The organism is Variovorax sp. 05L425 (assembly GCF_056397705.1).
The window spans coordinates 169,698-184,640 of the sequence record NZ_JBFTNY010000006.1 but is presented as its reverse complement, the minus strand read 5'-3'; the positions used below and the strand labels follow the sequence as shown (position 1 = coordinate 184,640).

16 protein-coding genes are annotated in these 14,943 nt (G+C 65.2%); 9 read left to right on the top strand and 7 right to left on the bottom strand.

Annotation, left to right across the window (positions count from 1 at the left end):
* Positions 1-28: 28 nt before the first annotated feature.
* Entirely contained in the window at positions 29-703 is a 675-nt protein-coding gene (locus tag AC1DN9_RS09675; RefSeq protein WP_478099479.1) for an alpha/beta hydrolase family protein, read from the bottom strand.
* Between the two features lie 84 nt (positions 704-787).
* On the opposite strand from AC1DN9_RS09675, the gene AC1DN9_RS09670 reads away from it, so the two are divergent.
* Positions 788-1,645 (top strand): aldo/keto reductase, encoded by an 858-nt coding sequence (locus tag AC1DN9_RS09670; RefSeq protein WP_478099477.1) that lies wholly within the window; start codon positions 788-790, stop codon positions 1,643-1,645.
* Positions 1,646-1,769: 124 nt separating this feature from the next.
* Here AC1DN9_RS09670 and AC1DN9_RS09665 read toward each other — a convergent pair whose 3' ends face one another.
* Positions 1,770-3,254, bottom strand: a complete 1,485-nt coding sequence (locus AC1DN9_RS09665; RefSeq protein ID WP_478099476.1) for a nucleobase:cation symporter-2 family protein — start codon at positions 3,252-3,254, stop codon at positions 1,770-1,772.
* A gap of 226 nt (positions 3,255-3,480) precedes the next feature.
* Between AC1DN9_RS09665 and AC1DN9_RS09660 the strand changes: the two genes are divergently transcribed.
* From AC1DN9_RS09660 to AC1DN9_RS09630, 7 genes are all read left to right on the top strand, one after another.
* Positions 3,481-4,887 (top strand): selenium-binding protein SBP56-related protein, encoded by a 1,407-nt coding sequence (locus AC1DN9_RS09660; protein ID WP_478099475.1) that lies wholly within the window; start codon positions 3,481-3,483, stop codon positions 4,885-4,887.
* A 22-nt stretch (positions 4,888-4,909) separates the two neighbouring features.
* Complete coding sequence (locus tag AC1DN9_RS09655; protein ID WP_478099474.1) at positions 4,910-5,596, top strand: hypothetical protein; 687 nt, start codon at positions 4,910-4,912, stop codon at positions 5,594-5,596.
* A 46-nt stretch (positions 5,597-5,642) separates the two neighbouring features.
* Positions 5,643-6,251 (top strand): DUF2939 domain-containing protein, encoded by a 609-nt coding sequence (locus tag AC1DN9_RS09650; protein ID WP_478099472.1) that lies wholly within the window; start codon positions 5,643-5,645, stop codon positions 6,249-6,251.
* A gap of 12 nt (positions 6,252-6,263) precedes the next feature.
* Positions 6,264-8,294, top strand: coding sequence for an AsmA family protein (locus AC1DN9_RS09645; protein ID WP_478099470.1), 2,031 nt, complete (start codon positions 6,264-6,266; stop codon positions 8,292-8,294).
* 124 nt (positions 8,295-8,418) lie between these two features.
* Complete coding sequence (locus AC1DN9_RS09640) at positions 8,419-8,736, top strand: hypothetical protein (protein WP_478099467.1); 318 nt, start codon at positions 8,419-8,421, stop codon at positions 8,734-8,736.
* 68 nt (positions 8,737-8,804) lie between these two features.
* Entirely contained in the window at positions 8,805-9,053 is a 249-nt protein-coding gene (locus tag AC1DN9_RS09635; protein WP_478099465.1) for a hypothetical protein, read from the top strand.
* Between the two features lie 25 nt (positions 9,054-9,078).
* The gene (locus AC1DN9_RS09630) at positions 9,079-9,276 is read left to right on the top strand and encodes a hypothetical protein (protein ID WP_478099463.1); all 198 of its coding nucleotides are present in this window, start codon (positions 9,079-9,081) and stop codon (positions 9,274-9,276) included.
* A gap of 37 nt (positions 9,277-9,313) precedes the next feature.
* On the opposite strand, the gene AC1DN9_RS09625 is transcribed toward AC1DN9_RS09630, so the two are convergent.
* The 4 genes from AC1DN9_RS09625 to AC1DN9_RS09610 are packed head-to-tail and all read right to left on the bottom strand — an operon-like array spanning position 9,314 to position 13,960.
* Positions 9,314-10,540 (bottom strand): M20 family metallopeptidase, encoded by a 1,227-nt coding sequence (locus tag AC1DN9_RS09625; protein WP_478099462.1) that lies wholly within the window; start codon positions 10,538-10,540, stop codon positions 9,314-9,316.
* A 5-nt stretch (positions 10,541-10,545) separates the two neighbouring features.
* Positions 10,546-12,324, bottom strand: a complete 1,779-nt coding sequence (gene uraD, locus AC1DN9_RS09620; protein ID WP_478099460.1) for a 2-oxo-4-hydroxy-4-carboxy-5-ureidoimidazoline decarboxylase — start codon at positions 12,322-12,324, stop codon at positions 10,546-10,548.
* A 4-nt stretch (positions 12,325-12,328) separates the two neighbouring features.
* Positions 12,329-13,279 (bottom strand): allantoinase PuuE, encoded by a 951-nt coding sequence (puuE, locus tag AC1DN9_RS09615; protein WP_478099458.1) that lies wholly within the window; start codon positions 13,277-13,279, stop codon positions 12,329-12,331.
* A gap of 6 nt (positions 13,280-13,285) precedes the next feature.
* Positions 13,286-13,960, bottom strand: coding sequence for a GntR family transcriptional regulator (locus AC1DN9_RS09610; protein ID WP_478099456.1), 675 nt, complete (start codon positions 13,958-13,960; stop codon positions 13,286-13,288).
* Positions 13,961-14,033: 73 nt separating this feature from the next.
* Between AC1DN9_RS09610 and uraH the strand changes: the two genes are divergently transcribed.
* Positions 14,034-14,396: a hydroxyisourate hydrolase gene (gene uraH, locus AC1DN9_RS09605; protein WP_478099454.1), complete on the top strand. Its 363-nt coding sequence runs from the start codon at positions 14,034-14,036 to the stop codon at positions 14,394-14,396.
* Here the strand turns inward: uraH and AC1DN9_RS09600 are convergent.
* Complete coding sequence (locus tag AC1DN9_RS09600; RefSeq protein ID WP_478099453.1) at positions 14,381-14,908, bottom strand: hypothetical protein; 528 nt, start codon at positions 14,906-14,908, stop codon at positions 14,381-14,383. The two genes, uraH and AC1DN9_RS09600, sit on opposite strands and share 16 nt — an antisense overlap.
* Positions 14,909-14,943: the final 35 nt, after the last annotated feature.

Genomic DNA, 14,943 nt, shown 5'->3' with positions numbered 1-14,943 from the left:
GCGCCGACGGCCACGAGCGGGTTGCGTGTCATGCCCCGGCGCGTCCGGTATTCACCCACCGGGCCACGCCGTCGAGCACCTCGGTCATCACTTCGTCGTCGTCGCGCCCCGAACGCTTGAGGACATGGAACGAGTGGTCAGCCTGGTCGATGCTCATCAGCGTGGCGCGCGCGCCCAGCGAGTCAATGACCGGGCGCAGCAGGTCCATGTGGGCCAGCTTGTCCTGCGTGCCTTGGACGAAGAGCATCGGTAGTTGAACCTTGGACAGGTGGTCCGCGCGCGAACTCGCGGGCTCACCGACCGGATGCAGCGGAAACCCAAGAAAGATCAGTCCATCGACTTGCGGGAGCGGCTCGATCGACTGCGCCTGCGAGGTCATGCGCGCGCCGAAAGACTTGCCCCCCGCGAAGAGCCGCAGCGGCCCGAACAGTTGCGCCGCATGGGCGACGGCCGCGCGAACCGCGGCATGTGCCGTCGGCGGGATGTCGGTGCGCTTCTTGCCGAGTTCCATGTAGGGAAACTGATAGCGCAACGTGGCGATGTTGCGTTCCGCGAGGCCGTCGGCCACAGTGGCCATGAACGAGTGCGTCATCCCTGCACCCGCCCCATGCGCGAAGACATAGCACGCGCTCGGATCGCTCGGCGCCTGCACGATGCCGGAGACCGTCATCTCGTCGTTGATGCGAATCGTGACCTGCTGCATATGGCCGGCCAATGTACCGCGAACCCGCACGATGAGGCCAGACCGCCGGGCAGCGCACAAAATGCGGCCAAGGAGCACAAACACATGCGACGACTCGACCTGAAAGGTGGCGGTGCGATGCCCGCTCTCGGCCTCGGAACCTGGAACATGGGCGAATCCGCCGCGCGGCGCAGCGCGGAAGTCGCGGCCGTCCGCGCCGCGATCGACATGGGCTATCGACTCATCGACACCGCCGAGATGTATGGCGAGGGTGGCGCCGAAGAAGTGGTCGGACAGGCGGTGGCCGAGGCACTGCGAGCCGGCGACGTGAAGCGCGAAGAGCTGTTCATCGTCAGCAAGGTCTATCCACACAACGCCAGCCGCAAGGGCACGCCCGCAGCCTGTGCGCGAAGCCTGCGGCGGCTGGGCCTCGATCACATCGACCTCTACCTGCTGCACTGGCGTGGCGAGCATCCGCTCGCCGACACCTGCGAGGCCATGCGCACGCTTGTCGACGACGGCCGCATCCGCCACTGGGGCGTCAGCAACTTCGACACCGACGACATGGAAGAAGTCGCTGCCGTGTGCGGCGACGTCGTCGACTGTGTCGCCAACCAGGTCTATTTCTCAATCACCGAGCGCGGCCCCGAGTTCAGCCTGCTCCCCTGGCAGCGCGAGCGAAAAATGCCTTTGATGGCCTACAGCCCCATCGACCAAGGCGCGCTCGCCACGGACGCCGGCCTGGCAAAGCTGGCCCAGCGCCTCAGCGCAACGCCCGCCCAACTCGCGTTGGCCTGGCTGTTGTCACGCCCCGGCGTAGTCGTCATCCCAAAAGCAGTCCGCGAATCCCACCAGAGCGAAAACCTGGCAGCCGCAAACCTCGAACTGAGCCCCGACGTGCTCACGGAAATCGACCGCCTCCACCCACCCCCGAAGCGCAAGAAGCCCCTGTCAATGATCTAGCCCATGCCGGCAAAGCCAGGCCGTTCGCGAAACACCGCGGAACCGGCTCAGCCGGGCCGCTGGTGTTGCCCCCGGCAGGGGGTGGGCGGCTACACGAAGTGAGCCAACCTGGGGGCGAGCGTAGCTAGTGTGCCTCGGCTTGTTTGGCCGCCGCGATGATCGCGGACTCGTCGTGCTTCGCGCCATTGAGAAACAGATTGAGCAGAACCGCGCAGACCGAAGCCAGCAGGATGCCCGACTCCACCAGCGAGTGGATCGAATGCGGCATCCACTGCTTGAAGTTCGGCGCGATCAGCGGAATCATGCCGATGCCGATCGACACCGCGACGATCATCGCGTTGTGGCGATTGGTCTTGAAGTCCACGCCCGCGAGGATGCGGATGCCGGTCGCGGCCACCATGCCGAACATCACCAGCCCGGCACCGCCGAGCACGACAGTCGGCAGCGACTCGACGAGCGCCGCCATCTTGGGCAGCAGTCCCAGCACGATCAGGATCACGCCGCCGGCCACGCAGACGAAGCGGCTCTTGATGCCGGTCACCGCCACCAGGCCCACGTTCTGCGAGAAGCTCGTGTAGGGAAAGGTGTTGAACACGCCGCCGATGAGTGTGCCGAGGCCGTCGGTGCGAAGCCCGCGGGCCAGATCCTGCTGCGTGATCTTGCGGTCCGTCATCTCGCCGAGCGCGAGGAACATGCCGGTGGATTCGATCATCACCACGATCATGATCAGCGACATCGTGAGGATCAGGATCGGGTCGAACTGCGGCATGCCGAAGTGGAAGGGCAGGACGATGTCGAACCAGGCCGCCTGGGCGACCTTCTCGAAGGTCATGAAACCAAAGAGAGTGGCCACAACGGCGCCGATCACGATGCCGAGCAGCACCGAGATGTTGGCGATGAAGCCCTTGGCGTACTTCACGATCAGCAGGATCGACAACAGCACCAGCGCCGCGATGCCGAGGCCGCCGAGATCGGCGTATTTCGGATTGGGCATCGAAGGCACGATGGACAAGCCCTTGGGCAGCGGCGGCACCGCGGAGCCGGGCGACGTCACGTCGGCGAGCCACTTCGCATAGACCGGATCGACCAGCGCCGGCGCCGTGGGTCCGACCGGGTTGCCGAAGATCCAGTTGATGCCGACGCGCATCAGGCTGATGCCGATGACCGCGATGATGGTGCCGGTCACCACGGGCGGAAAGAAGCGCAGCATGCGCGAGACCAGCGGCGCGATCAGTATCGAGACGACACCGGCACCGATGATCGAGCCGAAGAGCAGTTGCGCACCCGCCTGTCCCGGGTTGGCGTTGGCGATGGCGACCATCGGCGCGACCGACGCGAAGGTCACGCCCATCATGACCGGCAGCTTGATGCCGAACCACTGCGTCGCGCCAAGCGACTGGATCAGCGTCGCGACGCCGCAGCAGAAGAGGTCGGCGGAAATCAACAGTGCGACCTCCTGCGGGCTGAGCTTGAGGGCACGTCCGACGATGAGCGGCACCGCCACGGCACCGGCATACATCACGAGCACATGCTGCAGGCCGAGGGCAGTGAGCTTGCCTGCTGGCAGGCGCTGGTCGACGGGATGGACTGAAGTGGCGGCAGCCGTCATTGCAAGATCTCCTGGCGCGGCGTGGAATGAAGAAAAGACCGTTTCAAGAACCGTGCCGCCCAACGGCGGTTCACGGTTATGTACGCGAAACTGTATACAGTCTGGATCGCAAGCTGTATGGCGGAAAACCCGCGCTTTCGCGATGGTTTCCAGTACGGTGGGTGGGGGTTTCTTGCAAGACGCGCTCTGGCGCATACTCGCGCGACGTTGCTGCAGGAGCCTCGCCATGCTTGAATCTCTGCGTACCGATCCGACCTTTCATCCGTCGCCCCGACTGGCAATGGAGGCCGAGCCCGAGCGCATCGCCTACACCGCGCTGCTGTCGCCGGATGCTTCGCGCCCCGATGCGCTGGCCGTCGTGGATGTCGATCCGGCCTCCGCCACCTACGGCACCGTCCTGCATCGGCTCGACATGCCGAACCGCGGCGACGAGTTCCACCACTTTGGCTGGAACGCCTGCAGTTCGGCACTGGCGCCGATGTCGGGCCATGCCTTTCTGAAGCGGCGCTACCTCATCATCCCCGGCATCCGCTCGTCGCGCATTTATGTCGTCGACACGCAGCCCGATCCCACGCGCCCGACGATCACCCGCGTCATCGAGCCCGAAGAGGTGATTCGCAAGACCGGCTATTCGCGCCCGCACACGGTGCACTGCGGACCGGAGGGGCTCTACATCAGCACGCTCGGCGGTGCGGGCCCGGATGGAACGCAAGGGCCGCCGGGCGTCTTCCTGATGGACTGCGAGAGCTTCGAGGTGCTCGGCAAGTGGGAGATCGAGCGCGGGCCGCAGAAGCTGCACTACGACTTCTGGTGGAACCTGCCGCGCGACTACATGGTGTCCAGCGAATGGGGCTTGCCGCCGCAATTCGAGAACGGCATCGTGGCCGAGGACCTGCTCGGCAATCGCTATGGGCATCAGCTTCACTTCTGGGACCTGCGCGCGCGCCGTCATGCGCAGAGCATCGATCTGGGCGCGAATCACCAGATGGCGCTGGAGGTCCGGCCTGCGCACGACCCGACGCGCGAGTACGGCTTTGTCGGCGTGGTGGTCGACACCACCAATCTCGAAGGCTCGATCTGGACGTGGTGGCGCGAAGGCGGGACCTTCCACGCGAAGAAGACGGCGGTCATTCCGCCCGAGCCTGCCGATGCGTCGGTCTTGCCGGAGCTGCTGAAAGGCTTCGGCGCAGTCCCGCCGTTGATCAGCGACATCGACCTCTCGCTGGACGATCGCTTTCTTTACGTGGCGTGCTGGGGCACCGGCGAACTGCGGCAGTACGACGTGTCCGATCCGATCAATCCCAAACTCGCCGGCAGCGTACGCATCGGCGGCATCGCGAAGCACACGCCGCACCCGAACGGCTCGGCCTTCGGCGGCGGCCCGCAGATGACGGAGATCAGTCGCGACGGCAAGCGCGTGTACTTCACCAACTCGCTCTACAGCAAGTGGGATGCTCAGTTCTATCCTGACGGCATCCCTGGGCGACAAGTCATGTGCAACGTCGGCAAGGATGGCGGCATCGAGTTCGACAAGCAGTTCGTCGTCGATTTCGGCGCGGACTACGGCGCGCACCAGATCCGGCTGCAGGGCGGCGATTGCTCGACGGATTCCTTCTGTTATCCGTCGGCATGAAATCGATCGTTCCGGGTTCGCCGTGAGTTCCGTCGCGACCGCGTCCTTGTGGTTCGGCGTGATCGCCTTTGGCGTCTTCCATGGCCTGAACCCGGCGATGGGCTGGCCGCTTGCGGTGGCGAACGGCCTCGGCGAAAAGCGCGACACGGCGGTCTTCGCGACGTGGCTTCCGCTCGGCGCCGGCCATCTGCTGGCCATGGCGCTCGTCCTGGTGCCCTTCGCGGTGCTCACGTGGATGCTGCAGTGGGGCCAGCAGATCCGCATTGTGGCGGGCCTGCTGGTGCTGGCGTTCGGCCTGTCGCGCCTGCTCTTGCGTCATCGCCATCGCTGGCTGGGGCGCATTCGACCGACGCAGGTGGCGCTGTGGTCCTTCCTCATGGCCACCGCGCACGGGGCCGCGCTGATGCTCTTGCCGATTCTGCTGGGGCTGTGCGAATCGCCCGCAGCGGAGACGGCTGCCCGGTCCGGTCCGATCGACCATGCGGCCTTGATGGCGTTCATGCGTTCCAGCGTCGGGACCGCCGTCATGGTCTCGCTGGTTCACACGGCCGCGATGATTGGCGCAGGACTTGGCGCCGCGTGGGTCGTCTATCGCTATCTGGGATTGCAGGTGCTGCGGGCCACCTGGCTCGATCTGGATATCGTCTGGTCGCTCGGGCTCGTCGCGTCGGGCGCCGCGGGGGTCGCGACGGCCTTGATCGGTCCTTGAGCCGTCAGTGAGAGCGTTGAAATCGGGCCGTTGCAGAATGGCCCGCATGAAATTCAAAAGTCTCGTCGCAGTGGTCCTGGTCCTTGTGCTGGCCCTCGCGGCCTATTGGTACTGGTCGCCTTTCCTGGCCGTGCGCCAACTGCAGACGGCCGCGCAGAACGGCGATGCCGAGGCCTTCAATCAGCATGTCGACTACCCCAAGGTGCGGGAAAGCCTCAAGGGTCAGTTTTCGGCCCTGGTGGCGCAGAAGCTGGGTGTGCAGAAGGATTCGGACAATCCTTTTGCCGCACTGGGCAGCCTTATCGGGCTTGGCGTGGTCAATCAACTCGTGGATGCAATGGTGCGTCCCGAAACAGTCATGGCCGCGATGACCCACGGCAAGCTGGCCCAGCCCGCGCCCAGTCCTGTGCCGGCACCTGGGGGGACCACCCCGCCGGCTCCGCAGGCCGATGGCGCAGCGACCGGGAAGACAGAGAAAAAAGCCAACTGGATCATCGACCGCGAAGGCGCGAGCAGGATGACGGCCTATGCTGTGGATCCTGCCAAGCCCGACCAGCCCAACGCCGAACGACTCGGCCTGGTGTTCGAGCGCAGCGGATTTGTCGACTGGAAGCTCACGGAAATCAGGATGCCGCTGGCGGCATTCCAGAAATAGGAGGAGGGCAAGGTGTCTTCGGCGGCACAACTCGATGCTTCGCGCGGCCCGAAACACCGCGGTTGGCGCATTGCTGCCATCGTGCTGGGCGTTGTCGTGGTGCTGTTGGTGGCGGCTGCTTTCGCACTCCGGCAGGCGTACCCGCCGGAGCGCATTTCGGCGATGCTCGCGGAAGAGGTGAGCACCGCGACCGGACGCGCTTTCCGCATCGACGGCGATCTGTCGATCCGCTTGTTCCCGACCATCGCTGTGCGTGCGAACGATGTGGTGCTTGCCAACGTCGACTGGGGTTCGCAACCCGACATGTTGCGATTCCGACGCGCGGCCTTCGACATTTCACTGAGGGATTTGCTCGACCGGCAAGTGCGCATCCTGAGCGCCGAAGTGGAAGACGCAGAGATACTGCTTGAAGCCGACGGCGCAGGGCATTTCAACTGGCAGTTCGCGCCGCCTCCCCATGCCAGCGGAAAGCCCGCGCCGTTGCTGGAGATGGACCGCTTCCTCGTTTCAGGCGCGCACATCACCTATCGCAATGCGCGCAAGGCAGAGTCACGCGAGATGACGATCGACTCGCTCGATCTGCAAGTGCAGGGCGAGCGCGACAGCCTGTCGGGCGTCTTCAAGCTCGGCCCCCAGCAGTGGAAGGCCGAGGGCGATGTCGGCCGCGTCGTGAAGATCCTGGCTGGGGCGGAGGATTGGCCGTTCGATGTGCGCTTCACGACCGAGGGTGCGACGCTCTCGGCGACCGGCAGCATGGGCACGGGGCCGCGTGCCGGGAGTCTGGAGGCCCGGCTGACTCTGCAGGCGCGTGATGCGAAGGCGCTGCGCGAGCTATCGACGGCGGCGAGTGTCTTGCCGATGCCGGTCGATGCCAGCGCCACCGTGCGGCGCGCGGGTGACGATTGGCACTTCGAGGCGCTGAAGTTGTCGCTCGCCGGGCAGGTTCTGAACGGCCGCGTGACCTGGCAGACCGGCCTGCCGAAAGCGGGCATCGACGCGGAGCTCTCGTCCGCCGCCATCGATCTCGACAAGTGGCGTGTGGCCAAGCCCGCGGCTGCGGCAAAGGCGCCGCGGGCGCCGGTGTTCGGCGACGCCCCGCTGCTCACGCTCGAGGCGTTGCCGGAAATCCCCTTGCGGGTCGCGCTCAGGGTCGACCGTCTGAGCGTGCCGGGGATGCCTGCGATCTCCGGGCTTCAGGCGCGCGCCGTGTCGGATCAGGGACGCCTCACGATCGAGCCGTTGTCTTTCACCGCCGCCGGGGGCGCCGTGCAGGGCCGGGTGGGGCTCACGCTGCGCAAGGGCGCCGCGCCGCAGACTGAGGTGCAACTGAATGCCCGGTCGCTTTCCGTCGAGGACTTCGATGCCCAATGGGGCAGCGGCAACCATTTCAAAGGCGGGCGCGCGAACCTCGATCTCAAGCTGGCGATGACCGGTCGCACGCCGAGGAGCCTGGCCGGGACGTCCAATGGCGATGTTCAGTTGTCGGTGCGGAATGTCGGGCTGACAGGCCGGTCAGCGACGCTCGACAAGGACATCATCGCGCGCCTGTTCGACGCGCTGCTGCCGAAGCAGGCGTCTCGCGATGATCTGGTCGTGCAGTGCCTGGCCGCCCGACTGCCGCTGCGCAACGGCGTGGCGGCGATCGACCGTTCGATCGTCATGGAAACGCCGCAGATTGCCGTCGCCGCCAGCGGCGAGATCAATCTGGCGAAGCAGACCATCGAACTGGCCTTCTTGCCGAGGGTGAAGAAAGGGCTGGATATCAACCCGGGAAACCTGGTACAGCTTCTGCTGCTGAAGGGGCCCCTCGAAAGTCCCGAGTTCAGCATCGATCCCAAGGGCACCGTGCGCGAGGCGGCGACGGTCGGCGTGGCCGCGGCGACCGGCGGGCTTTCATTGCTGGCGCCCGCCTTGTTCGGCAGTGCAGCGCCCAAGGATTGCGGCTTGCAAGCCGGTGCGGGCGGACAGAACACGAAATCGCAGAAGCCGGAAAGCGGCGGCAAGTTCAAGGTCCCTCGCCCCTTCGGCTTGACGGGCCGCTGAGGGCTCAGGCCAGCAGCGCCTTGACCAGATCAAGTTGCCGGTCGGGCGTGCCGCCCTCGAAAAGTAAGCCGAAAGTTGAGGAAATATCTTGTTACCTTGCGAATGAATAGGCACAATGTATTACATGGAATCGCACAACTTCCCCAAACCGCAATGGTCCGCTTCCGGCCTGCTCGGCTTGTTGCGGTCGAGCCTGCCTCCTGCAGACAGGAAGCGAGCGCTGGCTGCGTCCTGGGACACTTGCCCTCCGCCCGAGCCACTGAGCAGCCGTCAACTGGCGAAAGTGGCTGACGAATGGCGCGATCGGTCGTCCGAAGGCGATACGGGTGCCGAATCCGTGGCGCAAGCCCTCGAACTCGTTGCAATGCACCGCGCTGCCGGGAAGCAGAAGCGGATTCAGGAAATGGGAAAGCGTCTGTCCGAACTGATGAGGTTGTCCTGATCTGCCTGCATCCTCGCCGCGCCCGGCGGCGCCTCGCTCGAAGCGATGTTCAACCTACTTCCAACGCCATGAAAACCCAGAGCGAAGCGATCCGTGAAGGCTACAACGTCGACCTGTCAGGGCCCGGACGGCCGATGGGTGCGCGCGGAAAGTACCCGCAGTTCGAGGTGATCCCGCTGTTGACCGACATGGAAGCGGAGCTGCTCAACACGCTCGGTCTCATCCGCAAACTGCTGACCGAAGGCACGCCGACCCAGGATGCCCAGGAAGGTGTGGTGCTTGCGATCGACGGGCTGTTGTCCGTCGCTCGCGCCTGAGGCGAACAGTCAAGGAGATCAAGGAATGAACAGCTACCAGACCGCTTCCCAGGCAACCGGCGTCGCCCGCACCCTGAGCAAGACCTCAGCCTGCACGATCGTCGTGTACCAGGCCGGGGCCGGCAAATACGTGACCGCCCGCCCCACCGATACCGTCAGCGGGCTCGTCATCGGCGTCTATCGCAACGGCTACCTGCTGCCCAGCGGCCAGCGTGCCGCCTGAGCGGCGACCCGGGCCTTCGCCTTCTGACGCACAGGCGTCACGCGAGCAGGTCGCTCAAGGTTCGTGCGATCACCTTGGTCGCGCGTCGCAAGTCTTCCAGAACCACACGTTCGTCGTTGCGCTTGGCGTGCGACTCCAGCACCGTACGTGGGCCGGCACCATAGATCACGCCTGGAATGCCGGCTTCGCCGTACAACCGCACGTCGGTGTAGAGCGGCGTGCCCATGGCCTTGATCGGCTCGCCGAAGATCGTCTGGCCGTGCTTCTGAATCGCATCGACCAGCGGCTTGTTACCGGGCGACGGCTTCATTGAGTTGGCCAGCAGCAGGCGCTTGATCTCGACGGTGATGCCGGGCATCTGCGCCGCGCCGTCGGTGATGACCTTGCGGATCGCGGCTTCGACTTCGACGGGGTTCTCCTCGGGGATCATCCGGCGGTCGAGCTTGAACACGACCTTGCCGGGGACCACGTTGGTGTTGGTTCCGCCTTCGATACGGCCCACGTTCAGGTAAGGGTGCGTGATGCCCTCGACCTTCGATGTCACCTGCTGATAGAGCGTGTTCTGCGCGTAGAGCGCATTGAGGATGTGCACCGCGCCTTGCAGCGCATCGACACCGGTGGTCGGGATTGCGGCGTGCGCCATCTTGCCGTGCACGGTGACTTCCATCTGCAGGCAGCCGTTGTGCGCCGTGACCACGTCGTAGCTGAACCCGGCGGCGATCATCAAGTCAGGCTTGGTCAGTCCCTGCTTGAGCAACCACCCCGGACCCAGGATGCCGCCGAACTCCTCGTCGTACGTGAAGTGCAGTTCGACGCTGCCCTGGGCAGGCTTGGCGACGGCTTCGAGCGCGCGCAGCGCAAAGGTGAAGCTTGCGAAATCGCTCTTGCTGACGGCAGCGGCGCGGCCGTAGAGGCTGCCGTTGTCGACTTCGCCGCCGTAGGGGTCGTGCGTCCAGCCTTCACCGGGCGGCACCACGTCGCCGTGGGCGTTCAGCGCCACGGTTCGGCCGCCGTTGCCGTATTTGCGGCGCACGATCAGGTTGGTGATCGATTCGAGGCCGTAGTCCTTCACTTCCTGCGCGGGTACGGCGTGCTTCTCGGCCTCGAAGCCGAAGGCCTGGATCAGCTCGGCCGTGCGTTCGGCGTGCGGCGCGTTGTTGCCGGGCGGCGTGTCGGTCGGTACGCGCACCAGTTCCTGCAGAAAGCGCACTTCCTCGTCGAAGTGGGCGTCGATCCAGGCGTCGAGTTTGTTGTAGTCGGTCATGGTGTTCAGGCGGCTTGTGCGTTGGCGAGGTCATCGAGCAGCAGCTGGAAGGCTTGCACCGCCAGTTGCATGTCATCGTTGGTGCTGGATTCGAGCGGGTTGTGGCTGATGCCCGAATTGATGCCGCGCACGAAGAGCATGGCCTGTGGCATGACTTCGTGCAGCTTCATCGCATCGTGGCCCGCGCCGCTGGGCATGCGGAAGAGGGGAACGCCGAGCTTGTCGACGGCCTTTTCCCAGCGCTGTTGCCACTCCGGCGCGCTGGGCGCCGCGGCGGCACGCATGGTCTCCTCGAGCGTGTAGCGCACGCCACGGCGCTCGCAGATTTCCTTGAGCGCATCCACCACGTCGGTGGCCAGCGCATCGCGCTGCGCATTGTTCGGCGCGCGCAGGTCCAGGCTGAACTTGCAGCGGCCCGGCACGACATTGATGGAGCCGCTCGGCACTTCGAGCATGCCGACAGTGGCGACCGAGTCGCCGTCCTTGGCGGCGCGCTTTTCCGCAAACAGGATCAGTTCGGCCACCGCGGCAGCGGAATCGCGGCGGCGGTCCATCGGCGTGGTCCCGGCGTGGCTCGCCATGCCGATCACCTCGCCGACATAGCGCACGCTGCCGTTGATCGAGGTGACGATGCCGAGCGGCAGATCGAATTCGGTCAGCACCGGCCCCTGCTCGATGTGCACTTCGACGAAGCCGAGGTATTTCGACGGGTCGCGCTGGACCTTCGGGATGTCCTCGTCCTTCAGCCCGGCATGCTGCCGCGCCTCGCGCATGGTGATGCCGTCGGCGTCCTTCTGGTCGAGCCAGCGTGGATCGAAATGGCCGATCAACGCGCCGGAACCGAGGAAGGTCGCCTTGTAGCGCTGGCCTTCCTCTTCGGCGAATCCCACGACCTCGAAGCCGAAGGGCAGGCGGCGGTTCTGGTGCTTGAGTTCGCGAACGCACGCCATCGGCACGAAGATGCCGAGCCGGCCGTCGTACTTGCCGCCATTGCGCACGGTGTCGTAGTGCGAGCCGGTCAGCAGGGTCTTGGCGCCGGGTGTGCTGCCCTCGTAGCGGCCGACCACATTGCCGACCGCGTCGATGGTCACACTGTCGAAGCCGGCGTCGCGCATGTCTTGCGCGATCTGTTGCGCGCAGGCGCGGTGTGCGTCAGTGAGGTACGTCACCGTGAGCTGGCCCTTTTCGGCATAGCCAGGGTCCGTATGCACCGCGAGTTTTTCCTGCCAGTCCCACACGTCGTTGCCCAGCGTCGGTTCGACGCCGAACTTGTCGTCGAGCCGGATCTCCGCGATGCGATGGATATTGCGCAGCGCCTCGCCGAGTTCGAAGTCGGGATGGTGATGCAGCCGGCGCTCGAAGGTCTCGATGATCTCGCGCTTGGGCAGGCCCGTGCCGCGGGGTCCGCGCACCGCGAGGATGAAGGGAAAGCCGAACTTGGCGTTGTAGTCGGCGTTGAGTTGCTGGATCTTGGCGAACTCTTCGGGCGTGCAGTCGGTGAGGCCCGCCTTGTTCTGCTCGTTGGTCGATTCCGCAGTCAGGCTCTTGCTGACCATCGCCTTGCCGGCGAGTTCAGGGTGGGCGCGGACCAGACCTAGTTGCTCGTCGCGCGACGCGTCTGTGACGACCTGAACCAGCGCGTGCTTCAGGTGCGGCAACGAACGAAACGGCCGCGCCTTCGATGCGCGTTCGGCAATCCACGGTGAGTGCTCGTAGACGCCGTCGAGCAGCGAGACCACCTCTTCGGTGGATGCGGCATTCAATTGGTCGATGGTGAGGGCCATGTGATCAGTCTCCGTTCGTGGCGACGTAAGGGTGCGCCGCCTTCCAGTGCCGTGCAATGTCGAGCCGGCGGCAGACCCAGACGCGGTCGTGTGCGGCGATATGGTCCAGGAAGCGCTGCAGCGCGGTGATGCGCCCGGGGCGCCCGAGCAGGCGGCAGTGCATGCCGATGCTCATCATCTTCGGCGCCTCGTCGCCTTCGGCGTAGAGCGCGTCGAAGCTGTCCTTCATGTATTGGAAGAACGGATCGGCATGCGAGTAGCCCTGCGGCAGCGCGAAGCGCATGTCGTTGCAGTCCAGCGTGTAGGGCACGATGAGCTGGGGCACGACTTCGCCATCGGTTTTGCGCACCTTCATCCAGAAGGGCAAGTCGTCGCCGTAGTAGTCGCTGTCGTACTCGAAGCCGCCGTAGTCGGCCACGATGCGGCGCGTGCGCGGGCTGTCGCGGCCGGTGTACCAGCCAAGGGCGCGTTCGCCGGTGAGCTTCTCGATGGCTTCCATGCCCAGGCGCATGTGTTCACGCTCCGTGGCTTCGTCGAGGCCCTGGTAGTGAATCCAGCGCCAGCCGTGGCAGGCGATCTCGTGGCCCAGTTCCTTGAAGGCCACTGCCAGTTCGGGATAGCGCTCCAGCGCCATTCCGACGCCGAAGACCGTCAGCGACAGGCCGCGCTTCTCGAACTCGCGCAGGATGCGCCAGACGCCGGCACGCGATCCATATTCGTAGATCCCCTCCATGCTGATGTGGCGATCGGGAAAGCTCGCGGGGTTGAACATTTCCGACAGGAACTGCTCGGAGCCCGCGTCGCCGTGCAGCACGCAGTTCTCACCGCCTTCTTCGTAGTTGAGGACGAACTGCACGGCGATGCGAGCCTGGCCGGGCCATTGCGCATGCGGCGGATTGCGCCCGTAGCCCACGAGGTCACGAGAGTAGGGAAGGGTGGTGTCATAGATGCTCATGGTCGTTCAGGCCAGTGCAAGGCTGATGTCGTGGGTGGGGACCTTGCGGTCGAATGTGAGGTTGGCTTCGACGTGCTCGAGGTGTTCCGTCATCAGGCGCACGGCGCGTTCCTCATCCTTGGCGGCCAGCGCCTTCACGATGTCGGCATGCTCGTCGTTCGAATGTTCGGCCGCGCTCGCGCTTTGGTACATCAGCGTGATCAGCGCGCATCGGGAGATCAGTTCGCCGAGGATCTGCGCCAGCACCGCGTTGCCCATGAGCTCCGCCATGCGCACATGAAAGTCGCCGAGCAGCTCGGTGCGGCCCGAGACGTCTTCGCCGGAGACGGCCGCCTTCTCCAGCGCCACATGCTCCTTGAGTGCCTTGATCTTGGCCGGCGTCACGCTGCGCACGAAGGCGCGCGTCATCTCGGCCTCCAGCATGCGGCGTACCGCAAAGACCTGCTTCGCCTCGTCGACAGCCGGCGCTGCCACGAATGCGCCGCGCGCGGGTTCGAGGCGGATCAGCTTGTTCTGCGAAAGCTGAAACAGCGCTTGACGCACCAGCGTTCTCGAAACGCCGAAGTGGTCCGCGAGTTTCTGTTCGGCCAGCTTGCTGCCCGGCTGGAGCCGGTGTTCCACAATGGCCTTGGTGAGTGCGTCGACGATGGCACGGGTCGTGGTGGAGTCCATGTTTTTCATGATAGACCGAAAGCCAGGAACTGTATACACTTTTGTCGACCGCATTTTCCCTATGCACTGAAGGAGCGATTCCATGGGCTTGAGCACCCACGTACTGGACACCATGCACGGCACCCCTGCCGCAGGCATGGAGGTTGCGCTGTTCACCACCGAAGGCACGGGCGAAGACGCGCGCGCCACGCTGGTCAGGCGTTTCACGCTGAATGCCGACGGCCGCAGCGATGGGCCGCTCTATGACAACAACTCGCTGAAAACCGGCACCTACCGCCTCGTGTTCGACGTGGCGGGTTATTTCAAGGCGCGCGGCGTGAAGCTGCCGGAGCCGAATTTCCTGAACCGCGTGGCGCTGGATTTCGGCGTTGCGCACACCGACCAGCACTACCACGTGCCCCTGCTGGTGAGCCCGTGGAGCTACTCCACCTACAGAGGCTCTTGAGCCGAGCCTTGCAGTTGCCCTTCGGTCAACGTGTCGAGCTGGAAATGGCCGCCTTCGTCCCACAACCAAGTGTCCGTCCAGGTCACTTTGCCCATTCGCGTGGGGGCCGGGAAGGGCGCGGCCGAAAGCACCGTGCGCTCGATCTCGGCAATCACCTCCGGTGCATGCTGGGGCGCGCGCATCCAGTGCATCGAGACGACCTTGCCGTTCGCGTCGAGATCGACCTGCAGCGTGCCCACCGCATAGAGCAGCGGCGGCAACTGGCCTTTGTAGATGCGGCTCTTGTTGATGTCGTAGATGTGGCGTGCAGCATCGCGTCGGTAGTCGCGGGCCGTTGCCGCGGTGGAAGGACGCGGCCGGGGCCGACTGCTGTCGCCCGGATCGGGGGTGGCGTTGCTGAGTTGGCCGGGTACGGTGCCGGTGAGTGGTGCGGTGCCGCAACCGGCCAGCCACAGGCTGGAGACAAGGGCGGCCGCCAGTGCGAGGCGGCGCGGCGTGAGCTGAAAATTCATCGGCGCGGTTATACCGTGACTGAATGGGGTCTCCG